Genomic DNA, 24,755 nt, shown 5'->3' with positions numbered 1-24,755 from the left:
ATATTAAGATAGAACGTAGAAATTTGAATAAAGCTTGTATATATGTTACTTCAAAAGAACATGTTTTTAATAAAATATTTTGCCCTATATTTTTCCGTAAAGCACGAAATAATATAAGGCAAATTATAGAAACCAAAATTGTATTACAATTTAAAAGGTATTAATTACCTAAAATAAAATCTACAGCAGCCATAGAATGAATTTCTGTTGTATCAAAAGTTGGAATTTCTAAATCTTCATCAAAAATCATTAAAGGAAATTCTGTACAACCTAAAACAACTCCTTCTGCACCTCTATCTTCCAAACCTTTAATAACATTAAGCACATAACTTTTAGATGCAGGCTTAACCACACCATACGTAAGTTCTTCTTCAATAATTCTTTGCAACTCAATAAGTACTTCCTTTTCTTCCGGCACTAAAACATTTATTCCGTTATCAGCTATTCTTTTGGTTATAAAATCACCTTCCATTGTATAAATTGTTCCTAAAAAGCCAACATTTTTAACATCTTTTTTAAGAATAGCTTTTGCCGTAGCATCACCAATATGAATAATTGGAAAATCTAATTGACTTTGTACAATATCAAATACTTTATGAGGCGTATTTGCACAAAACATTACAGATTCAGCCCCTCCTTTACGTAAACTAAACGCTCCTTCTGTTAATAAATCAGCTATAGAATCCCATTTATTTTCTTTTTGAAACCTATGAATTTCTGCCTGATTTATTGTGTAAACCGTTAAAGGCGGATTTGTATTATTACCATAATAAGCATTCACAGATTGATTAATTGTAGCATAATATTCAACGGTTGAATGCCAGGAAGTACCTCCAATTAGCCCTAATTTTTTCATATTTTGGTGAGGTAATTTTTTAGTTTCGGCTTTACCAGTTACAACCTCCTCTACTGGCTCCTTTATCACAGATTGCGTATTCATTTTTGAGTTATTACAAGACATAATTAAAAATAAACTACAAACACAAAGTTTCACAAATAACTTTTTAAATTTTAAATTTATTTTTTTTTGATTTTCAATTTTACAAGTATTGAATAGTACCATTTATAAAGTATTTAATATTTCTATATATTTTTGAACACAACCGTTAGTGAAGATATCTACAATCTATTCTTAGGCAATGCACCCTTCCACCCTTTAGACAATTGCACCGATAAACTTTTTACTACGGCTGCTGCTTCATCATAACCTGCAATATTAACGGATTCATTAGCATCTTTATAATGATCATACAATTCATTGGCTGCAAAATCACCCTTCTCCTTTTTATCATTATCCCAAGTATACCATTCTATATAATGATATTGTTTAGTTTGCATAGAATAGCCCATATATTCATAACCATCTTTAGAAATACGTTTACGTCTTCTAAATTGAGTAAAAACAGCATCTTTCCACTCCAAATCTGGATTATCAAATACAGGAACCAAACTTGTTCCTTGAAAATAATCTGCTTTATCAACACCTGTTAAATCACATAAAGTAGGAAATATATCTACCAACTCAGAAAGCGCTTCTATACGTTTACCTTCTTTCTGATTTACTCCTTTTATAATCAAAGGAACATGTGTATCAATATAAAAATTTGTCATTTTACCCCAACCGTTATGGTCTCCTAATTTCCATCCATGATCTCCCCATAAAACAATTACGGTATTTTGATACAAACCTCTTTCCTTTAAACCTTCTACCAATTTTCCGACACAAGCATCAATATAACTTACACTTGCATAATATCCTCTTTTTAAAGAATCTGCATACTTTTCTGGCAATGAAGCATCTTCTGGACGACCAATTTTAGTTGGATTTGTATACGCTCTTAATTCATAATTAGCATTTGCAGACATAACAGGAACATTCTTTGGTAACTTTGGATTTGCAGCAGGAGAAACAGATCCCGCAGGGTATAAATCCCAATATTTTTTTGGAGCTACAAATGGAAGGTGAGGTCTATAAAAACCAAGACCCAAAAAAAATGGCTCTTTTTTATCCTTAATTCTATCAATTGTTTTTAAAGCTAATTTTGTTTGCATAGCATCAAAATACAAAGAATCTGGTAAATCTGCACTTTCTAATGCAGGCCCTCTATTCCAACCATCTCCATAAACTGCTCTTCCTTTTCTTTGCTCTAGCAAAGCTGCTCTTTTTACCCTTTGATCTTCTAATGCATCTTCTGTATAATAATAGGTTTCTGCATCTCTTTTAGCGTACTCTTTTGTATTATACGGAAAAGGCTTTAAATCTGGTTCATCCCAAGAAATAGAATCTGGCATATAATTATGAAAAATTTTACCAATATTTACGGTATAATATCCTGCTTTATTAAAATACTGAGGCATTGTTACTGCATCAGGATTTATCTCTCTAAACTTATCTCCCAAGTGCCAAACTCTTGTAGAATCTGGTCTATAACCTAACATTGCACTTGCTCTTGAAGATGCACAAACTGCTGATTGAGAATGTGTATTTAGCATTACCATAGATGTTGCAGATAACGCATCTATATTTGGTGTTTTTATTTCTTTGTTTCCATAAGAACCAAGATCAGTTCTTAAATCGTCTATGGATAAAAAAATAATATTTGGTTTTTGTGCTGTTTTTAAACCTTTTTGGGAATTACTTTTTTGTGAACAAGAAGTAAAAAATACCAAAAGCACAGGTATAAATAGTTTTAAAATTTTCATCTATTATTATGTGTTTTTTTTAAAAATAAAATTATTAATTTGCCCTTCCTAACAATTCAATCCATTGATCAGCATAATTAGTATTTCTAATACCATTAGAGTGTGCTTTTCTTCCTTTAGGAACAGCTAAATCAAAAGAATAAATCTGATTTTCAGGAATCTTCATAGTCTCATAACTTTCTTTAATTACTTTTGCCGCAGGTTCCTTTGCATGATAAGTTCCATACCAAAGGTTAGCAGGTGTTACACTTTTTGCTGCATACCAATTTGCTATTTTATTTTTAGCAGAATAATCCCAACCACCAGAAAAATCGATAACTCTAGCAACTAAATGTTCTTTTGCTATAAAAGCAGCCATTCCTCCTCCTTGAGATTGACCCGAAACAGCTATTTTACTCCATTTTGGTTTACCAGCTTCTAAATAAGCATCCCAATTACCAGCTTTATCTGTTTTAGAAAGATAAATTAATAACTTAGTAAGCCTATTTACTATTGCGTCTTGAGGCTCATCATCTATTAATGAAAAATTGCTATCACCATAAATACGCTGCTTTCTAAATTCTGATGTACACTTAGAGTTGTCTGCTAAGTTTTCACCTTTACATATTTGAGCCACAGCAGGTCTATTAATGTAAGATATATTAATAACATGATACCCTTGAGATACAGCTGTTGCAAAAAATCTTTTAGGACCATTTAGAGCTATACCTCCAGTTCCCGGCATAAAAAACAATAGTTTTCCTTGTTTTGCATCTGGATTGTAAACAATTAAATGAGGAGAATCTGCTTCTTTAATAAGAGAATCTGTACTAGAAGGCTTAACTTCTAATACTTTATATTCTTTAGGGAACCCTGAAGGAGATTGAGAAAATGTAAAATTATAGCTAAAGAAAATAAAGGCTAGGGGAATTAAAAAGAACTTCATTATTTATTAATATTAAATTTTAAATAGTTAAACAGATTTTACTTTCTCTAAAAAAATTGATCTGTAATAAAATTCCCCATCAAATTATAAATATACATTTTCACCAACAAAAACACACAATAAGGGAAATTTATTCAACAAACCAATTAATTTATTAAATTTTCATTAGTAATTTTTCGTAAATATAGATAAAAATTACATTATCTATAATCCATTTTAACCTTTATTATAGAAACTTAGTCGGAATAATATTTTATAATGATTGTGAACAAAAAAAACTCCTTTTTATCAAAAAAAGGAGTTTTAATCAATTTAAAAATTATAAATATTTTATTATTCTGCCAACATGTCTTTTGTAGCAACTGTTCTAAAACCAATATGATCTGAACCAGAATTAGGCTCCATACCCATTTTTGCTGAAATTCTAAAACTTGCACAATAAGATGCATGACATAAAAAAGAACCACCTTTCATAACATATTCAATTTGATACGGATTACTTGGTGTATACGATTTTTCTGCTCCTGTAGGGTTTGTTAAAACCACGGAAGGATCTAAAGTTTCATAATATTTTACATTAAATAAGTCTGAAGTCATTTCCCAAACATTACCAGCCATATCATACAAACCAATATTATTTGCAGGATAAGATCCTACTGGAGAAATATAATCAAACCCATCTTCAGAAATATTTTCTGTAGGAAATTTACCTTGCCATGTATTCGCATTCGCATCTAAGTCTTCTGCTTTATTTCCCCAAGCAAAGATATTATCTTCAAACTTACCTTGTGCAGCAGACTCCCATTCTGCTTCAGTAGGCAGCCTTCTATTAGCCCATTTGCAATACGCCAAAGCATCTTCTTGCGCAACATGTACAACAGGGAAATTATCTTGCCCTTCAATAGAACTACCTGGACCTTCTGGTTGTTTCCAATTTGCGCCAATTTGCCACTTCCACCATTGTCCGTAATTCGCCATAGAAACGATTCCTTTAGCATGTTTATTAAAAATTAAGCTTCCGGGTTGTAAAATTGAATCTGCAGGTTTTTCTGTTCCTGCAGGTAAGTCTTTTTTTATTTCTTCCCAATCTATTGGTCTTTCTGCAACAGTAACATACTTAGTTGCCACTACAAACTCTCTAAATTGTTTATTCGTTACTTCCTTTGCATCGATAAAAAATCCGTCTACTGCTACTTTATGAGCAGGTTTTTCTCGTGGCATCGCATACTGATCTCCTTCTTTAGCTCCCATTAAAAAAGTTTTGCTTGAAACCCACACCATACCTTCTGGTGCTTTAACGTCTTGGCTTAAAGCTTTAATTTGTACGGTTTCTTTTTTATCTTTTTCTGATTGTTTTTTATCACAACTACTAAAAAAAGCTGTTGATAATAGTACGGTAATTAATACTGTTTTCAAATTAAAATTCATCAATAATAAATTAAGATTGCACGCAAATATAGATAATCTATTGATGTTTATTCTTTTAATTCTAAATCTCTCAATTTAATTTAACATAAAATTATTGTTTAACAAAACTAAGAATTAGTTAAACAATTGTATATTTGTATAAATATCAAAAGATTATGGCAAAAAAGAAAAATATTACAAAAGACAATTTAATATCTTGGTATATGGAATTTGTCTTAGAAAACAACCACCAACCAAAGTCTGTATATAGTTTTGCAAAAGAAAATAATTTTGATGAAGCTGATTTTTATAAATTCTATAGTTCTTTTGAAACTGTTGAAGAAGCTATCTTTTCTGAATTTTTTAATCACACCATAACTATTTTAGCTAAAAGTGAAGATTACGAAAACTTTGATGCAAGAAACAAATTACTCAGTTTTTATTTTACTTTTTTCGAAATATTAACAGCGAATAGAAGCTATGTTGTGTATGCGTTAGAAAACAGTAAAAAAGATTTTAAGAAACTAAAATCGCTAAAAAATTTAAGAGAAAGCTACCTCAACTATGTTCAGAATATTGGCATAGAAAAAATAGATTTAAAGCACGAAAAATTAGAAAAAATCCAAGACAAATCAATTAAAGAATCCTCTTGGTTTCATTTATTAGTAACTATGAAGTTTTGGCTAGATGATGTTTCTCCATCCTTTGAAAAAACCGATATTTTTATTGAAAAATCGATTAACGCTCGTTTTGACTTAATGGACATTAAACCTTTACAAAGCATTATCGATTTTGGAAAATTCATTTTAAAAGAAAAAGTAAACTTTAATTAAAAGCCCATGAAAACAATAGATTCTATACCAACTTCTAAAATTCAGAGAGCTTCTAAATTAGTTACTACTGGCGCAAAAATTGGGGTTAATTATCTAAAATATTATGGAGATAAAATAACCAAAACAGAAGACGAAGCAAAAGCACGTTTAAACGAAAATAATGCTGAAGATATTTATGACGGTTTAAAAACCTTAAAAGGAAGTGCTTTAAAAGTTGCTCAGATGTTAAGTATGGAAAAAAGCATCTTACCACAGGCGTATGTAGAAAAGTTTTCTCTCTCTCAGTTCTCTGTACCCCCACTTTCTCCTGCCTTAGTAACCAAAACCTTTAAAAAGTATTTTGGAAAAGATCCTAATGAAATATATGACAAATTCAATACTGTTTCTATAAATGCAGCAAGTATTGGTCAGGTTCATAAAGCTGAAAAGGACGGAAAAGAATTAGCTGTAAAAATTCAATACCCTGGTGTTGCACAAAGTATTGCTTCAGACTTAGCATTGGTAAAACCTATTGCCATTAAAATGTTTAATATTAGAGGAAAAGACTCTGATAAATATTTTAAAGAAGTAGAAAATAAACTAGTCGAAGAAACCAATTATATTTTAGAAGTCGAACAAAGTAAAGAAATAGTAGCTGCCTGCAAACACATTCCTAATCTTAATTTCCCTGAATATTATGCTGATTTATCATCAGATAGGATTATAACCATGGATTGGATGCATGGTGTTCATTTATCTGAATTCTACACAGACAACCAAGAAGTTGCTAATAGACTAGGACAAGCACTATGGGATTTTTACATGTTTCAGATTCACAAGTTAAAAAAAGTACATGCAGATCCGCATCCTGGAAATTTTTTAATATCACCAGAAAACGAATTAATTGTAATTGATTTTGGTTGTATGAAAACCATTCCAGAAGACTTTTATGTACCTTATTTCGAATTAGCTCAAAAAGAAAATATTGGCAACCCTACGTTTTTTGAAGAAAAATTATTTCAGTTAGAAATATTAAGAACAGATGATTCCAACGAAGAGCTCATATTTTTCAGAGCTATGTTTCATGAAATGCTAAGTTTATTTACACAACCGTTTCACCAAGAAACTTTCGATTTTTCTGATGAAGTTTTCTTCGGTAAACTTTCTGACTTAGGAGCTAAATACGCAAAAAGCACAGAACTAAAAGACATGAACGGAAACAGAGGCTCTAAGCATTTTATTTATATTAATAGAACCTTTTTTGGCTTGTACAATTTAATGCACGATTTAAAAGCAAAAGACATAAAAATTAATAATTTTAAATCGCTATAAAGGCTATTTTTAATCATAAGAACACCCAAGACCTACAACAGCTGTTTATAAAATAAACTTATAAACAGTTGCTCTAGTTTTAAATTTGCCAACTTTATACTTTATAATTTACACTTTATTTTAAAGTCTACAACCGCCCAAGAGATACTTATTAAAACACAAAAGAAAATGGTATCTTTACTATCAATCATATTTATGAAAATAGTATTGAAGACGCACATGCTACATCGACAAAATATTAAGAAGAGTTATATATAAAAGGTAAATTGTTAGAAACAAAATAAGGTAATCAATTTACCTAAAGGAAATGTTGCTACAATTAATTGTTTAGGCTGTTATTCCAAATTAAAGGAACAATTAGCTTATAAAAAACCTAAAAAAAAGAGACAAAATCTATGAAAATTCTTGTAACAGGTGCAACTGGCTATATAGGCAAACGTTTAATTCCGTTATTACTAAATGATGGACATACCATAATTTGCCCTGTAAGAGATAAAATTAGAGCTGAAAATTATTACAGAAATCAAAAAAACATTCAATTAGTAGAAGCTGATTTTTTAAACATAGACAGCCTCCTTAACATTACAAAAGACATTGACGCTGCTTATTATCTAATTCATTCCATGTCTAATTCTGCCAAAGAATTTCATGACTTAGAAGAAAAATGTGCACTAAATTTTAAACGTTTTTCAGAAACAACAAACATAAAACAAGTTATTTATTTAAGCGGAATAACTAATGACACTAAACTCTCTAAACATTTATTATCTCGTAAAAACGTAGAGATTACACTTGCGTCAGACAAATACGCATTAACCACTTTTAAAGCAGGAATTATTGTTGGCTCTGGGAGTTCTTCTTTTGAGATCATAAGAGACCTAGTAGAGAAATTACCTGCAATGATAGCCCCTAAATGGCTCAATACAAAAACACAACCCTTAGCCATTAGAGATGTTTTAACTTTTTTACACAAAGCATTAGATAAAAAAGAACTATATAATACTTCTCACGATATTTTTGGTCAGGAAATTCTAACCTACAAAGAAATGTTACTGCAATTCGCAGAAGTTAGAAAACTAAAAAGACACATCTTAACGGTACCCATAATGACGCCAAAACTATCTTCTTATTGGCTCTACTTTGTAACCTCTACTTCTTACAAATTAGCAAGTTCCTTAGTAAACTCTATGGGAGTAGAAGTTATTGGAAACAAAAGTAACATTAATGCCATTTTAGATGTAAACCCAATGTCTTACAAAGAGGCAGTGAAATTAGCCTTTAAAAAAATTGAACAAAATAGCATTATTTCTAGCTGGAAAGACTCCTATATAAGTAGCGGAAAATTAAAAAACTTTGTTCACGAATTTGTAAACGTCCCAGAGTATGGTTGCTTTAAAGATCATAAAGAAAGAGTTATAAGGGATAAAAAAAGAACACTAGACAGGATCTGGGCAATTGGAGGAGAAACAGGCTGGTATTATGGTACTTTTCTATGGAAAATTCGTGGATTTTTAGATCAATTTTTTGGTGGTGCCGGTTTACGACGAGGTAGAAGGCATCCTACAGAATTAAATATCGGTGATGCTCTAGATTTTTGGCGCGTAATTTATGCTGATAAAGAAAAAGGAAAACTCCTACTCTATGCAGAAATGATAATGCCCGGTGAAGCTTGGTTAGAATTTAAAATTGACGAAGGAAAACTACACCAAACAGCAACATTTAGACCTCATGGCTTAGCAGGAAGACTCTATTGGTACGCTGTAATGCCTTTCCATTGGTTTGTTTTTAACGGTATGATTAACAATATTAACAAGTAAAATACTACAATAACTTTTAAGTTAAAATCCTTATTAATCCGTATCGTTTATCTAGAACTAGACACATTCATCTCTTTTCTATTCTAAAAACTATTTGATCTTAAATATTTTTATCAAAAAAAAACATATAAATTTAAAACATTAATATTGTTTAATTTATTTGTCAAATCATTAAACATTTATTATATTTGAAATATAAATAACTGTTAATAGGAAATATAGTCCCTAATTACTTTTTTTCAAAAACAGAAAAAAGAAATTTATTTTAATATGTTTATAGTATTTGATTGCTATAAACATATTAAAATAATCAAAAATTAATTCTATGCAGCTATAAGATAAATCTATGCATTAAGCAATTAAACGGCATAGCTATTGAGCATATAATAGAAATGGACTGAAAAGATAGACCACGTTTGAAGCAATAAAAGATCAATTTAACCTAAAAGAACAAGAAGTTATTGATTTAATGCTGAAAGGAATGAAGCCTAAAAGCTTTGTAATGTGGAGAAAAAGGGTTCAGGAAAGAAAAACAAAACATTTAAAGTTAAGAACTTTCCAAAAAGGAAGATTTAAATGTTCAATACAGAAAAATTAAATTATGGAGTTAATCAAAAAAGCATTAGAGTTTGAAACAAGAAAAATGAGATTTCCAACTACAAGTGACCGTGTTTTAGCAGCTAGAGAAGCAAAAGCTTTAATCTTAGACTTAAACGAGGTATATAAAAAGAATAAAGATTCTGAAATTATGGATATCATGAAACGTTTGACCCTTATAAAACAAAGAATAGAGAGACGCTTAAAGGGAAAACCGTTAACTGCATAATAATTACAGATTTCTCTTGTTTTTCTAACTTTTATAATTATATTCACAAATTATAGATTAAAACAGCGAAACAGAGAATGAATTTATTAGAAAGAGCGGAAGAATTTGAACACAGAAAGTTCTCATTTAAAACAACTAGTGATAGAATTGTAGCTTCTAGAGAGGTAAAAGCCTTAATACTAGAGCTAAACGAAGTATATAAAGCAGAAAAAGATCTTGAAATAATGGATCAAATGAAGCGCCTTACAGCAGTTAAACAAAAAATTGAAAAGCGCTTGAAAGGAAGACCTTAAAAGCAAATGAATAAAATTTTAGTTATTGGCGGAAGTAAAGGAATTGGAAAAGCAATTATTGATAGCTTAATTGATGAAAACTCAATTATAAATATCAGTAGAACAGCTCCTTTACTTTCCCACACTAATCTCAATCACTTTAATTGTGATATTCTTACAGATGATTTACCTGAAATAGACACAATAGACACTTTAATCTATTGCCCAGGAAGCATTAACCTAAAACCAATTTCTAGACTACAACTAAATGATTTCAGAGAAGACTTTGAAATTAATGTAATTGGTGCTGTAAAAGCAATTCAACATTATTTACCCTCTTTTAAAAAAGGTAACAAACCTTCCGTATTATTATTTAGCACGGTAGCAGCAAAATTAGGGATGCCTTTTCACGCTAGTGTAGCTGCAGCAAAATCTGCCGTAGAAGGTTTAACAAAATCTTTAGGAGCAGAATTAGCTCCATTAATTCGTGTAAACGCAATCGCCCCAACAGTAACAGATACAGAGTTAGCCTCTAAGTTATTGCGCAATGAAAGAATGATCGAAAACATAAAAGAACGACACCCTCTAAAAAAATATTTAACACCAAAAGAAGTTGCAGACCTAGCTTCTTATTTAATATCCGAAAAAGCAAGTGCTATATCTGGTCAAATTTTTGAATTAGACTGCGGAATTGTCAGTTTTAAAATATAAATAAAATCAGAATTAAATGAATATTTACAATACAGAGATTAATAGTCTCCAGAATACCCCTATTCTTTTGTCAGATTTTAAAGGCAAGTACATTCTATTTGTAAACGTAGCTTCTAAATGCGGATTTACTCCACAATACAAAGATTTAGAGGAATTACATAAAACCTATAACGACAAAATAGTTGTAATAGGAGTTCCTTGTAATCAGTTTGGAAAACAAGAGCCAGGGTCTTCTTCTGAAATTGAAACGTTTTGTGAAGTAAATTATGGTGTTTCATTTCTAATTACAGAAAAAGTTGATGTAAAAGGAAAAAATCAACATCCATTATATACATGGCTAACATCTAAAAAGTTAAATAATAAAAAAAGTTCTACTGTAAAATGGAATTTTCAAAAATATTTAGTCTCACCAGAAGGAGAATTAGTTGATTATTATTTTTCAATAACAAAACCCTTGAGTTCAAAAATAATAAAACACTTAAAATCATAAAGCATGTTCGGTCTATTTAAAAAGAAAAGTGAAATAGAAAAGTTGCAAGAATCTTACAAGAAATTAATGGAAGAAGCTTTTAAACTACAAGCTATTAATAGAACAAATAGCGACAAAAAATATTTAGAAGCCGATAACATCCTAAAAAAAATTGAGTCTTTAAAATCTAAATAATTTACTCTATGAAACAAGTAAAGCTTACACTTTTATTTTTAGTAATCAATTTTGGTGCTTTAGCCATTGGGAGTTGGTTAATGGATAACGGACCACTTTCCGATTGGTATACCAACCTAAACCAAGCTCCTTGGACACCACCTGGTATTGTATTTGGAATTGCTTGGACCTTTATTATGATATGTTTTTCTATCTTTTTAGGTAAACAATTTACAACCAATTACAATTCTAAAATACTTTCCGTTTTTATAATTCAATTTATTCTAAACGTTAGCTGGAACTACATTTTCTTCAATCAACATTTAGTCTTAATTGGTTTGATATCAATTGTATTACTGACAGCTACATTATTTTATTATTTCTTTAAATTAAGTAATAAAACAGGCGGATACAAATATTTACTATTACCATATATGATTTGGCTTTGTATTGCAACTTCATTAAACCTCTACATTTTAATTCATAATTAACATGAAAATATACACATTCCACAGAAAACAGAAATTACCAATTACATTAGAAAAAGCTTGGGAATTTTTATCGAGTCCCAAAAACTTAAAAGTAATTACGCCTACTTATATGAGTTTTGATATTCTTTCTGGTGCAGAAAAACCAATGTTTGCTGGTCAGATTATACAATATATTGTTACCCCAATTCTTGGGATAAAAACAAAATGGGTAACCGAAATTACACACGTAAAAGAAAACGAATACTTTGTAGATGAGCAACGCTTTGGACCTTATGCATTATGGCATCACAAACATTTTATCAAAGAAATTGAAGGCGGTGTAGAAATGGAAGACATTATAGACTACAAAGTTCCTATGGGAATTTTAGGTCAAATTGCACACCCAATATTAGTTAAACCCAAACTTGAAGAAATTTTTGAGTACAGACAAAAAAAATTAATTGAACTTTTTGGACAATACTACCCACCAATTAAATAGAATTTTTCTAGTTTATAGAAATAAAATAAGGAAAATAAATGAAGACAGAGATAAACATTTTTTGGTTTAGAAGAGATTTACGGTTAGATGACAACTGCGGATTATACCATGCATTAAAATCAGGTAAAAAAGTACTTCCAATTTTTATTTTTGATGAAGAAATTTTAAGTAAATTAAAGAAAGATGATGCACGTGTTTCCTTTATTTATCAAGAAATAGCCCATATTCATAAAAAATTAGTCGAAATAGGGAGTGTTTTAGAGGTTTATCACGGAACACCTAAAGAAATTTACAACTCATTATCAGAAAAGCACATCATCGATACCGTATTCACAAATCATGATTATGAACCCTATGCGATAAAAAGAGATTTAGAAATTAAAGAATTTCTAACATCAAAAAACATCAATTTAAAAACGTATAAAGACCAAGTAATTTTTGAAAGAAATGAAATTGTAAAAAAAGATGCGACACCGTATAAAGTTTACACACCCTTTTCTAAAAAATGGCTAGAAGCTTTTCATTTTAAGGGAATTCAATTTTATCCTTCAGAAACACTGTTAGATAATTTAATAAAAAATAAAAACCAACCTATTTTAAAATTAGAAGCAATTGGTTTTATAGAATCTGCTATAAAAGTAGCTTCTTATAAAGTATCATCTCAATTAATTGGTACGTATGAAGAAACTAGAAACTTCCCAGCAAAAGACAGTACTTCTAAATTAGGTACTCATTTACGTTTTGGTACTGTGAGTATCCGTAAAATGGTTGACGAAGCATCTAAAAGCAGCAACATTACTTTCTTAAAAGAATTAATTTGGCGTGAATTTTTTATGCAGATTTTATGGCATTTCCCACATACCGTTAAAGAGAGTTTTAAACCAAAATACGATAGAATTCTGTGGAGAAATAACGAAGATGAATTTAAAGCATGGTGCAAAGGCGAAACAGGTTACCCGTTAGTAGATGCAGGTATGAAAGAATTAAATCAAACAGGTTTTATGCACAACAGAATTAGAATGTTGGTAGGTAGTTTTCTTTGCAAACATTTATTGATAGATTGGCGATGGGGAGAAGCCTATTTTGCAGAAAAATTACACGATTACGAACAGGCCAGTAACATAGGTAACTGGCAATGGGTTGCTGGTACCGGAGTGGATGCCTCGCCTTACTTTAGAATATTTAACCCAACTACTCAAATTAAAAAATTCGATAAGGACTTAAACTATATTAAAAAATGGGTTCCAGACTTTCAAGAACTCACCTATCCAGTGCCAATTGTAGAGCATAAATCTGCTAGAGAGCGTTGCTTAACCACCTATAAAAAAGCATTAGTAGATTTTTAACCCACAATACATATACAGGCCGTAAATTTTAAAAGTAAAAAGAAGGCAACAAAAAAAATAAATTAGCGTTTTTAAAATATAAAATATGAAGATGATCATTCAATTTTCTTTTATTTTATGTAAAATTATTCTTGTTTTAAGGGCTTCAATGTAAATTGAAGCTTTTTTATTAAAAAAAAGTGAAATTTTATTTGGTAGATACTAATAATTGCCTTTAATTTGCGCTCTCAAAATAAAAGCCGATGTAGCTCAGCTGGCTAGAGCAGCTGATTTGTAATCAGCAGGTCGTGGGTTCGAGTCCCTCCATCGGCTCAATTTATTAAAAAGTCTCAAAAATAATTTTTTGAGACTTTTTTTATGTAAAACATTAAAAATCAGTCTGAATAATAATTTAATTTTTATTTAAATAATTGTAGCTAATTAAAAAAAGCTCTATTATTTTAAAATAGAAGCTATTTAAGATTAAATAAATCCTAAGTATTTGTAAATTCTTTATTATTTTAGACAATTAATTATCTTAATCATAATTATATGCTCATTATTGGAATTGCCGGAGGTACAGGAAGTGGAAAAACTACGGTTGTAAATCAAATAATTAAACAACTACCTACAGGTGAGGTTTGTGTAATTTCTCAAGATTCATACTATAACGAAACCGTAAACTTATCTTATGAAGAAAGATCTAAAATAAATTTTGATCACCCAAGAGCTATCGATTTTGATTTAATTGTTAAGCATCTAAAAAAATTAAGATCAGGAAAAACAATAGAACAGCCTGTTTATTCTTTCGTAACACACAACAGAACTACAGACACTATTAAAACACACCCTAGAAAGGTGGTTATTGTAGAAGGTATTTTAATATTAAATAATGAAGCATTAAGAGATTTATTTGATATAAAAATATTTGTACATGCAGATACAGACGAACGCTTAATTAGAAGAATTAGAAGAGATATTACAGAAAGAGGAAGAGACATTGACGAAGTTTTAAACAGGTATCAAGATACTTTAAAACCAATGCACCTTCAATTTATTGAGCCAACTAAAAATTTTGCAGATATTATTATTCCTAATAATAAACACAACACCGTAGCAATTGATGTTGTTAGAACCGTAATTAACGATCGTTTATAATCTAGTATGACTTTTAACAAATTTAAAAATAACAAGGCAGTAAAGATTCTAACAAATGTTTTTGTTTTAATCTTAATTCCATTTTTAATTTGGATGTTCTTTTTTGATGAAAATTCTTATTTAGCACATAGAAAATTCGATAATCAGATTAAAGACTTAGAAAGTACAATTTCATTTTATCAAAAGAAAATAGCAGAAGACAAAGCCACCATAAAAAAATTACAAGACTCTATTCAATTAGAACGTTTTGCAAGAGAAAAGTATTTAATGAAAAAAGAAAATGAAGAAATTTATTTAATAGAATTTGATACCATAAAATAAAAAATGAAAAATTCTCTTTTTGATGATTTTCTAAAAACTACACCCGCTGCTTGGAAAAATAAAATTCAAGTAGACTTAAAAGGTGCAGATTATAATGACACGTTGTTATGGAAAACTCAAGAAGGTATTGTTGTAAAGCCATTTTACACACAAGAAGATAGATCTAGTCTTAAAATAGAAACTCCCAAAAAAGGGTTTAATATTTGTGAAACTATTTTTGTTGATGATGAAAAAATAGCAAACTCACTAGCTATAGATGCTTTAAAAAGAGGTGCAAACTCAGTTCAATTTATTGCATATAAGAACTTCGATTATAGAATACTACTTCTTAATATTGATGTAAAATCTATTTTCATTTACTTTCAGTTTCATTTTTTAGAAGACACCTTTCAGTTAGAAGTTTCTAAATTTATAAATTCTGAAAAAACATATTTTCAAACAGATATAATAGGGAACTTAGCCGAAACAGGTAATTGGTTTTTTAATTTAAAAGAAGATTTTATAAAGCTAGAGAGAATTCAGAAAAATACTACAAATTGCATTGCTATTTATGGAGACCTATATCAAAATTGCGGAGCAACAATTACACAACAACTAGCATATACACTAGCGCATGCAAATGAATATCTAAATAAGTTTGGAGACACTGTTGCAGAAAAGTTAAGTTTTTCTTTTTCTGTAGGAAGCAATTATTTCTTTGAGATTGCAAAATTAAGAGCTTTTAGAATTTTATGGTCTGCACTTATAAAAGAATATGAAATTAGGGATTTAGAAGCTCATATTTTTGTGCAACCAAGTTTAAGAAACAAAACCATTTATGATTATAATGTAAATTTATTAAGAACAACATCAGAATGTATGAGCGCTATTTTAGGTGGATCAAATACAATTTCTAATGTTTCTTACGATGCCATTTATCATAAATCTAACGAATTCGGAAATCGTATTTCTAGAAATCAATTATTAATACTACAACAAGAAAGCTACTTAACAGAAGCTCAGGGTTTTGCCGAAGGTGCTTATTATATCGAATCAATAACACAACAATTAGCAGAGAATGCATTAACTATTTTTAAGCAAATAGAAAAAAGTGGCGGTTTTTTAAAACAATTAAAGGACGGCATCATTCAGAAAAAAATTAAAGAAAGTGCTTTAAAAGAAGAAAATAGTTTCATCCAAAAAGAAATTATACTTTTAGGTACAAATTTGCAACAAAATAAAGAAGATAAAATGCAACAAGAGTTAGAGTTGTACCCTTTTGTTAAGCAAAGAAACATAAAAACACTAGTCCCCCCATTAACTAGAAAACGGCTTTCAGAATCATTAGAAAAGGATCGGTTACATTCTGAAAAAAGTATAGAACAAAATAAAAATGGATAAAAACAGAGAAATTCTACTTAAACAAAAAAAACAAAATGAGCTAAAACTTGAGATTCAACAATTAAAAAAGAAACTTCCTACACTTATAATCGGATTTATTTTTTTTGTTGCAGTAAGTCTTTATTTTCTAGAAGACAAGTTTTATCATTTGTTTGGGAACAGTGTTAACTTTATATTTAGCGCCGTTATGCTATTGTGCGTATTCTCTTTAGCTTTTATACTAAAGAGTTATATTCAAATTAAGAAAAGACAAAAAAAAGTAAAAAACATTGGAGTTGAATTATATAAATTAATGAAACTAGACGAGGGCAGCCCTAAAAATGAGTAGAAAAAATTTACAAAATATAAAACTCAAAAACACAGACCTTAAAATAAAACCTTCTTTTAATCAAGAAGGTTTTGCTGCTGGTATTGCTCCTAATTTACGAGGTCCCTATGCGACTATGTACGTTAGAAGACCTTGGACAATTAGACAGTATGCTGGATTTTCTACGGCAGAAGAAAGCAATGCTTTTTATCTAAAAAACTTAGAAGCAGGTCAGAAAGGATTGTCTGTTGCTTTTGACTTAGCAACTCATAGAGGCTATGACTCCGATCATGAGCGAGTACAAGGTGATGTTGGTAAAGCCGGTGTTGCTATAGACTCTGTAGAAGATATGAAGACTTTATTTAACAAAATTCCGTTAGATAAAATGTCTGTTTCTATGACTATGAATGGAGCTGTTTTACCCATTTTAGCTTTTTATATTGTTGCCGCAGAAGAACAAGGTGTTTCTTTAGAGCAACTTTCTGGTACTATCCAGAATGATATTCTAAAGGAATTTATGGTTAGAAATACATACATCTACCCTCCTGCTCCATCCATGAAAATTATTGCTGATATTTTTAAATTTACAAGTAGTAAAATACCGAAATTTAATTCCATATCTATTTCAGGTTACCACATGCAAGAAGCTGGTGCTACAGCAGAAATTGAATTGGCATATACTTTAGCAGACGGTTTAGAATATATACGAAAAGGAATTGAAGCAGGCATGGAAATTGATGTTTTTGCTCCAAGACTTTCTTTCTTTTGGGCAATTGGCATGAATCATTTTACAGAAATTGCAAAATTACGAGCTGCAAGAATGTTATGGGCAAAAATTGTAAAACAGTTTAACCCTAAGAACCCAAAATCTTTAGCTTTAAGAACACATTGTCAAACAAGTGGTTGGTCTTTAACAGCACAAGATCCTTTTAACAACGTAGCAAGAACAACCATAGAAGCTATGGCTGCTGCTTTTGGCGGCACGCAAAGTTTACACACTAATGCTTTGGATGAAGCCATTGCTTTACCTACAGATTTTTCTGCAAGAATAGCTAGAAATACACAAATACACTTACAACAAGAAACATATATAACCAAAACGGTAGATCCTTGGGCAGGAAGTTATCATGTAGAAAAGTTAACCGAAGATTTAGCAAATAAAGCTTGGGAGCTAATTAGCGAGGTAGAAAAACTTGGTGGCATGACAAAAGCCATTGAAAAAGGAATTCCTAAAATGCGTATTGAAGAAGCTGCAGCTATTAAACAAGCAAAAATAGACAGTGAAAAAGACGTAATTGTAGGAGTTAATAAATATCAGCTAAAAAAAGAAGAACCTTTACAAATCCTAGAGGTTGATAATAAAGCTGTACGAAATTCTCAAATTAAAAGATTAAATCAATTAAAAAGTACACGAAATAATACAGCTGTTAAAACATCTTTAGACGCATTAACAGAAGCTGCAAAATCCGGAAAAGAAAACCTACTCGACCTAGCTGTAAAAGCCGCTAAAAATAGAGCCACTTTAGGTGAGATTTCTGATGCTTTAGAACTTGTTTTCGGGAGACACAAAGCAATTCACAAAACAATTTCTGGCGTATATAGCAAAGAAATAAAAGACGACAAACTCTATAAGAGAGCAGCAGATCTATCTGATAAATTTGCAGAACTAGATGGGCGACGCCCAAGAATTATGATTGCTAAATTAGGGCAAGATGGCCACGATAGAGGTGCAAAAGTTGTAGCAACTGCCTACGCAGATTTAGGTTTTGATGTAGACATTGGTCCTTTATTTCAAACACCACAAGAAGCTACAAAGCAAGCGATAGAAAATGATGTCCATATTTTAGGAATCTCTTCTTTAGCTGCAGGACACAAAACTTTAGTACCACAAGTTATAGCCGAATTAAAAAAATACGGACGAGAAGACATTATGGTAATTGTTGGCGGTGTTGTACCTGTACAAGACTACCCTTTTTTATTAGAAGCTGGTGCTGTTGGTATTTTTGGTCCTGGAACAAAAATCGCACAAGCCGCTATTGATTTACTAACTATTTTAATTGATAGTACGGACGAGTAAAAAAACATTTTTTACATAAATAAGTTTTCTTTATTTGAAACATTTTCTTTCGGAATCTCATTAAAGAATTCTGCTGCTTCGGTGCTAGATGCTCCTCCATAAGAAGCTAAAAAAGTACCTTTAGCATCATCTTTTGTTACAACGATATATAATATAGACATATCTGCAGGATTACTCATTCCTTCAAAACGATGTTCTGCTACAATAAAAATTTCAGTAGGCTTGTACTTACTTTTTGTATTATTATCAATTAACACTCCATCTACTACTCTATAATTATTGGTATACCCTTTTTCTTGGTATTTTTTTATTATTTCTAATTCATTTTTTTCGTTATTCATTTTATATATAATTTAGGTTCATCACAAAATAAAAGAAATTACATAGAAAAGAGTACTGCAAACCATTTAGATTTTAACTCAAATCAAAAACTCTAATGGACTCTTTTTTCCACGATACGAGTTAATCTAATAGTAATACAATCTTGATCTTTGTAAAAAACATAAACTATGGCAATCTTAGGAAATATTATAAAAGGAATTATCAATTTAACTGATACACTTTCATCAGAAAAAAACCACGTCGAAGCTCAAAAAGAAGTTTTACAAAACTTACTTGAAACAGCCAAAGAAACTCAATTTGGTGAAGCTTATAATTTTGAATCCATCCTATTAAGTGATGATTTACAAACCTCCTTTGCTAATAAAGTTCCTTTTTTTGATTATAATTCACTGAACGAAAAGTGGTGGTACAAAATTCATAATGGAGAAGAAAATGTAACTTGGGTCGGAAGTCCATCTTATTTTGCTTTAAGCTCCGGTACCACCGGAAAAAAGAGTAAAAGAATTCCAGTTACGGATGAAATGATTGCTGCCATAAAAAGTTCTGGAATAAAACAAGTTACTTCTTTAAATAACTTTGATTTACCTGTAGATTTCTTCGAGAAAGATATTATGATGTTAGGAAGCTCTACAGATTTAGATGAGAAAGACGATCACTTTGAAGGAGAAATAAGTGGAATTAGTGCTAGTAATATTCCTTTTTGGTTTAAAGGTTATTACAAACCCGGAGAAGAAATTGCCAAGATTGAAGATTGGGACGAGCGCGTGCAACATATTGCAGAAAATGCTAAATCATGGGATATTGGTGCTTTAAGCGGAATACCTTCTTGGATAGAATTAATGATGCAAAAAGTGATTGATTTTCATCATTTAGAAAACATACATGAAATTTGGCCAAATCTTCAAGTGTACACTTCCGGTGGTGTTGCTTTTGGTCCTTATGAAAAAAGTTTTAAAGCCTTATTAGGAAAACCCGTTACGGTTATAGACACTTATTTGGCTTCCGAAGGATACATTGCTACACAAGTAAGACCAGAAACCGATGCAATGCAGCTAAATACCGAGAATGGTATTTATTTTGAATTTGTTCCTATGAATCCAGATTATATAAATGAGGATGGATCTATCAAACAAAATGCACCTTCTTTAACTTTAGAACAGGTTGAAACAGGCACCGATTACATTTTAATTATAAGTACAGTGAGTGGAGCTTGGCGTTATTTAATAGGTGATACCATTAAATTTACAGATGTAGAAAAGGCTGAAATTAAGATTACAGGACGTACTAAATTCTTCTTAAATACTGTTGGATCTCAATTATCCGTTAATAAAATGGATGATGCTATTAAACATATAGAAGAAAAATTCTCTACAACCATTACAGAATATACCATTTGTGCAAAGCGATTTGAAGATGGTGAATTTTATCATTCTTGGTATTTAGGTTCCGATTTAAAAGGTGACAATGATAAAATTGCAACAGCGTTAGATGATTTTCTAAAAGAAGCAAATAATAATTATAAAGTTGCAAGAAGCAAAGCATTAAAAGGTGTCAAGGTTACCGTAATTCCTGTTGAAACATTTCATGACTGGAATGACAATAACAAGAAAAAAGGTGGACAAGTAAAAATGGAACGTGTAATGAAAGAAGAAAAGTTTGCCGAATGGGAAAATTTTATTCATAAAGCATAATTCATAAAAAACTAAAATTAACTTTTAAACTTACTAAAATGAAAACTTCAGATATTATTATAAAATCTTTAGAGAATGAAGGCGTAGAATATATTTTTGGCTTACCTGGTGAAGAAAATTTAGATCTTTTAGAATCCATCAGGAAATCTGATAAAATAAAATTAATACTTACCAGACACGAACAAGGAGCGGGCTTTATGGCAGCAACTTATGGCAGACTTACAGGAAAACCTGGAGTTTGCATGTCTACATTAGGCCCTGGTGCAACCAATTTAATGACGCCTGCAGCTTATGCACAATTGGGCGCAATGCCAATGGTAATGCTTACAGGACAAAAACCAATAAAAGAAAGCAAACAAGGTAAATTTCAAATTGTAGACATTTTAGAGATGATGCAACCACTTACAAAGTTTTCTAAACAAATAACCTATGGTAAAAATGCAAGTGCAATCATTAGAGAAGCCTTTAGAGTTTCTCAAGAAGAAAGACCAGGTGCTGTGCATATAGAAATTCCGGAAGACGTATGTAAAGAAATCGTTGAGAATCCGCAATATTTTAATGTAAATAGCGCTAAAATCCCATCAGCAAATACAAGTTCCATCTTAGAAGCAAAAGAGATGATTCTTTCAGCCAAAAAACCTTTATTATTAATTGGCGCTGGAGCAAATAGAAAAAGAGCCAGTGAATCTTTAACTAATTTCGTAGATCAATTAGGAATTCCTTTTTTTAACACACAAATGGGGAAAGGAATTATTGACGAAAGGAATCCGCTTTATTTAGGAACTGCTGCACTTTCTTCAAACGATTTTTTACACGAAGCAATAGAAGCTGCAGATTTAATTATAAATGTTGGTCATGATACTATAGAAAAACCTCCATTTGTTATGAATCCTGATGACAAAAGAAAAGTGATTCATATTAACTTTTTTGCTGCAGAAGTTCATGAGGTTTATTTTCCACAGTTAAATGTAATTGGAGATATTGCAACAAGTATTCATCAATTAACAAAAGAGTTAAAATCGAATGCGAAAAAATGGAATCTTGACTTTTTCTTAAAAGTGAAAGACAATGTATTATGTCATCTCTCTAAATACAAAGATGACAATCGCTTTCCAATGCTACCACAACGTTTGGTAGAAATTACAAGAAACATTTTACCAAAAGACGGAATTGTAACGCTAGACAACGGAATTTATAAAATATGGTTTGCTAGAAACTACCCCGCTTATGCTCAAAACACTTTACTATTAGACAACGCTTTGGCAACAATGGGCGCAGGTTTTCCTTCAGCAATGATGGCAAAAGAATTACACCCCCATAAAAAAGTTATTTCTATTAACGGTGATGGTGGTTTTATGATGAATTCTCAGGAATTAGAAACTGCCGTTCGAATGGATTTAGATTTGGTTATCATTATTTTGAATGATAACGCTTACGGAATGATAGAATGGAAACAAGAAGGAGAAGGATTCCCTAAATTTGGACTAGAATATAAAAACCCAGATTTTGTAAAATATGCAGAAAGTTTTGGAGCTATTGGACACAGACCTACATCCTCATCAGAGTTCGAAGAAACTTTAACAAAAACATTAAATTTAAAAGGAGTACATGTAATTGATTTAGCCGTAGATTATTCATTAAATCATGAAATATTAAATGTATTACTAAGTGAAAATTCTAAAAAATAAAATTATGAAAACAATCACCACTATAAACCCTGCCACAGAGGAAGAAATTACAACTTATAACAGAATTTCAAAAAAAACAACTAAAGAAAAAGTTGCAAAAGCAAACGATGCTTATAAATCTTGGAAAAAAACAAGTTTAGAAGAACGCTCTAAGTTGATGTACAAACTGGCTGATATCTTTGATAATAACAAAGAGAAATACGCACAATTAGCTACCCAAGAAATGGGAAAAGTAATTGAACAATCTCGTAAAGAAATAGAAAAATGTGCTTTAATCTGTAGGTATTATGCAGATAACATCACGGAATTATTAGCCGATAAAATAGTAGAAACAGAAGCAAGTAAAAGTTATGTAACGTTTCAGCCCTTAGGAGTTACTTTAGCCATAATGCCATGGAATTTTCCTTTTTACCAAGTTATTCGTTTTGCCGCACCAGCAGTAATGACAGGAAATACAGGTGTTTTAAAACACGCGTCTAACGTACAAGGTTGTGCCTTTGCTTTAGAAGAAGCCTTTGCAGAAGCAGGTTTTCCCGAAGGAGTTTTTACAAACTTAAATGTAGTGTCAGATGCTATAGAAGCAATCATAGAAGATAATAATATTGTTGCTGTAACCTTAACAGGAAGTGAACCAGCAGGACGTTCTGTTGCTAAAACTGCAGGAGAAAACTTAAAAAAGACCGTTTTAGAATTAGGTGGAAGTGATGCTTATATCGTTCTGGAAGACGTAGATTTAGAAAAAGCTACAGATTTAGCAACATTTGGACGGTTACAAAATAACGGACAAACTTGTATTGCTGCAAAACGTTTTATTGTTTTAGAAGAAATTTATGATGATTTCTTAAAACTATTCACAAAAAAAATGAAAGCCGCAAAAATGGGTATTCCAACAGACGAAGATGTTTATTACGGCCCTATGGCACGTATAGATTTACGTAATGAAATTCATGAGCAGGTAGAAAAAACTATTAAACAAGGTGGAAATTTAATTTTAGGAGGAAAAATTCCTGATAAAAAAGGAGCTTATTATCCTGCAACAATTTTAGCAGATCTAAAACCTGGTATGACAGCTTTTGATGAAGAACTTTTTGGACCTGTAGCTTCTGTAATAAAAGCAAAAAGTGAAGAGGAAGCAATAGAGCTTGCAAATAATTCTACTTTTGGTTTGGGTTCTGGTGTACTTACGTCTAATTCTAAAAGAGGAGAAAAAATTGCTTTGCAATTAGAAGCAGGAAATAGCTTTGTAAACAAACTAGTTACTTCGGATCCAAGATTACCCTTTGGTGGTATTAAAAATAGTGGTTATGGTAAGGAGCTTTCTAGTTACGGAATTAGAGAATTTGTAAACACAAAGTCTATTTGGATAGATTAGTTTTTTAAAAATTTAAAACATAGTAAAAACCATCACAAATTAGTGATGGTTTTTACTTTTGCCTTAAGAATACTTATTTTATATTCTCTAAATTTTCTTCTAGTTTATTTCGATCATCCACTAAAACCATAATTTCTTCTGGAGATAAATAGTATCTTTTAATACGATTTTTATATGCTTCTGAAATATCAGCATGATTTAAAATAAAATTCTTTGTTTTTATAATGTACGATTCCATTTTGTGCTTTACAGCAAATCCATCTGCGGCTCTTTCTGCTTCAACAATATGATTATCTGAAAACAAGTATTTAAGTCCGAACCAAATTAAATTCAACTTGCTTCTATTTTGATAATCCATAATATGCCCTAACTCGTGACCAATCCAACCAATAAAAATATCTTTAGGAATATCTCGTGTAGAAAATTCCTTATCAGAAATTTTAAATTTTTCACTAATCAAAATTAAAAATTTTCTGTTTTTTTTAAATTTAAAGAAACTATCAAAAGTAGGTCTTGCCTGCATGGTAGATTTTTTAATATTCTTTTTAAATTTAAACTCAATGTGTATCTTTTTTAACTGCGGATAGTAATTTAGCGCAGTTTCTACTTCATCTTTTATGGTTTTAGGAATTACATGATATTTAGGCATAAACTTTATGATTTTTTTAAAACTTTAA

At 30.6% G+C, this 24,755-nt stretch carries 25 protein-coding genes, 1 tRNA gene and 1 pseudogene; 21 read left to right on the top strand and 6 right to left on the bottom strand.

Features of this window, described 5'->3' with window-relative positions; genetic code table 11:
* Nucleotides 1-160: 160 nt before the first annotated feature.
* The 4 genes from H0I29_RS10815 to H0I29_RS10800 all read right to left on the bottom strand — a co-directional run bounded on the left by H0I29_RS10815 (nucleotide 161) and on the right by H0I29_RS10800 (nucleotide 5,056).
* The gene (locus tag H0I29_RS10815; protein WP_218752297.1) at nucleotides 161-940 is read right to left on the bottom strand and encodes an aspartate/glutamate racemase family protein; all 780 of its coding nucleotides are present in this window, start codon (nucleotides 938-940) and stop codon (nucleotides 161-163) included.
* Between the two features lie 179 nt (nucleotides 941-1,119).
* Nucleotides 1,120-2,703: a sulfatase gene (locus H0I29_RS10810; RefSeq protein WP_218752296.1), complete on the bottom strand. Its 1,584-nt coding sequence runs from the start codon at nucleotides 2,701-2,703 to the stop codon at nucleotides 1,120-1,122.
* 34 nt (nucleotides 2,704-2,737) lie between these two features.
* Entirely contained in the window at nucleotides 2,738-3,628 is an 891-nt protein-coding gene (locus tag H0I29_RS10805; RefSeq protein WP_218752295.1) for a hypothetical protein, read from the bottom strand.
* A 333-nt stretch (nucleotides 3,629-3,961) separates the two neighbouring features.
* On the bottom strand, nucleotides 3,962-5,056 hold the full coding sequence (locus tag H0I29_RS10800; protein ID WP_218752294.1) for a formylglycine-generating enzyme family protein: 1,095 nt from the start codon (nucleotides 5,054-5,056) through the stop codon (nucleotides 3,962-3,964).
* 155 nt (nucleotides 5,057-5,211) lie between these two features.
* Between H0I29_RS10800 and H0I29_RS10795 the strand changes: the two genes are divergently transcribed.
* From H0I29_RS10795 to scpA, 18 genes and pseudogenes are all read left to right on the top strand, one after another.
* A complete protein-coding gene (locus H0I29_RS10795) occupies nucleotides 5,212-5,868 on the top strand; it encodes a TetR family transcriptional regulator C-terminal domain-containing protein (RefSeq protein WP_218752293.1) in 657 nt (218 codons plus the stop codon).
* 6 nt (nucleotides 5,869-5,874) lie between these two features.
* Nucleotides 5,875-7,179 carry an AarF/ABC1/UbiB kinase family protein gene (locus H0I29_RS10790; RefSeq protein ID WP_218752292.1) on the top strand — a complete coding sequence of 435 codons (1,305 nt, stop codon included), beginning with the start codon at nucleotides 5,875-5,877 and terminating at the stop codon, nucleotides 7,177-7,179.
* 395 nt (nucleotides 7,180-7,574) lie between these two features.
* A complete protein-coding gene (locus H0I29_RS10785; RefSeq protein WP_218752291.1) occupies nucleotides 7,575-8,996 on the top strand; it encodes an SDR family oxidoreductase in 1,422 nt (473 codons plus the stop codon).
* 350 nt (nucleotides 8,997-9,346) lie between these two features.
* Nucleotides 9,347-9,594 (top strand): annotated as a pseudogene (locus H0I29_RS10780) (TIGR03643 family protein).
* A gap of 3 nt (nucleotides 9,595-9,597) precedes the next feature.
* Entirely contained in the window at nucleotides 9,598-9,822 is a 225-nt protein-coding gene (locus H0I29_RS10775; protein WP_165732956.1) for a hypothetical protein, read from the top strand.
* 77 nt (nucleotides 9,823-9,899) lie between these two features.
* Nucleotides 9,900-10,115: a hypothetical protein gene (locus H0I29_RS10770; RefSeq protein WP_068448590.1), complete on the top strand. Its 216-nt coding sequence runs from the start codon at nucleotides 9,900-9,902 to the stop codon at nucleotides 10,113-10,115.
* Nucleotides 10,116-10,121: 6 nt separating this feature from the next.
* Complete coding sequence (locus tag H0I29_RS10765; RefSeq protein ID WP_218752290.1) at nucleotides 10,122-10,805, top strand: SDR family NAD(P)-dependent oxidoreductase; 684 nt, start codon at nucleotides 10,122-10,124, stop codon at nucleotides 10,803-10,805.
* 16 nt (nucleotides 10,806-10,821) lie between these two features.
* Entirely contained in the window at nucleotides 10,822-11,295 is a 474-nt protein-coding gene (locus H0I29_RS10760) for a glutathione peroxidase (RefSeq protein ID WP_218752289.1), read from the top strand.
* Nucleotides 11,296-11,298: 3 nt separating this feature from the next.
* Nucleotides 11,299-11,469 (top strand): Lacal_2735 family protein, encoded by a 171-nt coding sequence (locus tag H0I29_RS10755; RefSeq protein ID WP_218732761.1) that lies wholly within the window; start codon nucleotides 11,299-11,301, stop codon nucleotides 11,467-11,469.
* An 8-nt stretch (nucleotides 11,470-11,477) separates the two neighbouring features.
* Complete coding sequence (locus H0I29_RS10750) at nucleotides 11,478-11,939, top strand: TspO/MBR family protein (RefSeq protein WP_218752288.1); 462 nt, start codon at nucleotides 11,478-11,480, stop codon at nucleotides 11,937-11,939.
* A 1-nt stretch (nucleotide 11,940) separates the two neighbouring features.
* Entirely contained in the window at nucleotides 11,941-12,417 is a 477-nt protein-coding gene (locus tag H0I29_RS10745; RefSeq protein ID WP_218732759.1) for an SRPBCC family protein, read from the top strand.
* 38 nt (nucleotides 12,418-12,455) lie between these two features.
* Nucleotides 12,456-13,763, top strand: coding sequence for a deoxyribodipyrimidine photo-lyase (locus H0I29_RS10740; RefSeq protein ID WP_218752286.1), 1,308 nt, complete (start codon nucleotides 12,456-12,458; stop codon nucleotides 13,761-13,763).
* A gap of 238 nt (nucleotides 13,764-14,001) precedes the next feature.
* Nucleotides 14,002-14,075, top strand: a tRNA-Thr gene (locus tag H0I29_RS10735).
* 219 nt (nucleotides 14,076-14,294) lie between these two features.
* Entirely contained in the window at nucleotides 14,295-14,900 is a 606-nt protein-coding gene (udk, locus tag H0I29_RS10730) for a uridine kinase (protein WP_218732757.1), read from the top strand.
* A 6-nt stretch (nucleotides 14,901-14,906) separates the two neighbouring features.
* A complete protein-coding gene (locus tag H0I29_RS10725) occupies nucleotides 14,907-15,221 on the top strand; it encodes a septum formation initiator family protein (RefSeq protein WP_218752284.1) in 315 nt (104 codons plus the stop codon).
* A 3-nt stretch (nucleotides 15,222-15,224) separates the two neighbouring features.
* A complete protein-coding gene (locus tag H0I29_RS10720; protein ID WP_218752282.1) occupies nucleotides 15,225-16,601 on the top strand; it encodes a methylmalonyl-CoA mutase subunit beta in 1,377 nt (458 codons plus the stop codon).
* The gene (locus tag H0I29_RS10715) at nucleotides 16,594-16,929 is read left to right on the top strand and encodes a hypothetical protein (RefSeq protein WP_218732754.1); all 336 of its coding nucleotides are present in this window, start codon (nucleotides 16,594-16,596) and stop codon (nucleotides 16,927-16,929) included. Before H0I29_RS10720 ends, H0I29_RS10715 begins: the two co-directional genes overlap by 8 nt.
* Entirely contained in the window at nucleotides 16,922-18,985 is a 2,064-nt protein-coding gene (scpA, locus tag H0I29_RS10710) for a methylmalonyl-CoA mutase (protein WP_218752280.1), read from the top strand. The genes H0I29_RS10715 and scpA overlap by 8 nt, the downstream gene beginning before the upstream one ends.
* Before the next feature lie 11 nt (nucleotides 18,986-18,996).
* On the opposite strand, the gene H0I29_RS10705 is transcribed toward scpA, so the two are convergent.
* The gene (locus tag H0I29_RS10705) at nucleotides 18,997-19,326 is read right to left on the bottom strand and encodes a hypothetical protein (RefSeq protein ID WP_218732752.1); all 330 of its coding nucleotides are present in this window, start codon (nucleotides 19,324-19,326) and stop codon (nucleotides 18,997-18,999) included.
* A gap of 168 nt (nucleotides 19,327-19,494) precedes the next feature.
* Here H0I29_RS10705 and H0I29_RS10700 point away from each other — a divergent pair, with 168 nt between their 5' ends.
* Genes H0I29_RS10700 through H0I29_RS10690 form a run of 3 tightly spaced genes read left to right on the top strand, consistent with a single transcriptional unit; the run spans nucleotide 19,495 to nucleotide 24,078 of the window.
* Complete coding sequence (locus H0I29_RS10700; protein ID WP_218752278.1) at nucleotides 19,495-21,018, top strand: GH3 auxin-responsive promoter family protein; 1,524 nt, start codon at nucleotides 19,495-19,497, stop codon at nucleotides 21,016-21,018.
* A gap of 38 nt (nucleotides 21,019-21,056) precedes the next feature.
* Nucleotides 21,057-22,706, top strand: coding sequence for an acetolactate synthase large subunit (locus H0I29_RS10695; protein WP_218752277.1), 1,650 nt, complete (start codon nucleotides 21,057-21,059; stop codon nucleotides 22,704-22,706).
* A gap of 4 nt (nucleotides 22,707-22,710) precedes the next feature.
* Nucleotides 22,711-24,078, top strand: a complete 1,368-nt coding sequence (locus tag H0I29_RS10690; protein WP_218752276.1) for an NAD-dependent succinate-semialdehyde dehydrogenase — start codon at nucleotides 22,711-22,713, stop codon at nucleotides 24,076-24,078.
* Between the two features lie 73 nt (nucleotides 24,079-24,151).
* On the opposite strand, the gene H0I29_RS10685 is transcribed toward H0I29_RS10690, so the two are convergent.
* Nucleotides 24,152-24,727, bottom strand: a complete 576-nt coding sequence (locus H0I29_RS10685; RefSeq protein WP_218752275.1) for a hypothetical protein — start codon at nucleotides 24,725-24,727, stop codon at nucleotides 24,152-24,154.
* Nucleotides 24,728-24,755: the final 28 nt, after the last annotated feature.

This window comes from Polaribacter sp. R2A056_3_33 (assembly GCF_019278485.1).
Classification (GTDB): Bacteria; Bacteroidota; Bacteroidia; order Flavobacteriales; family Flavobacteriaceae; genus Polaribacter.
This window is presented reverse-complemented; position numbering and strand designations above follow the sequence as displayed.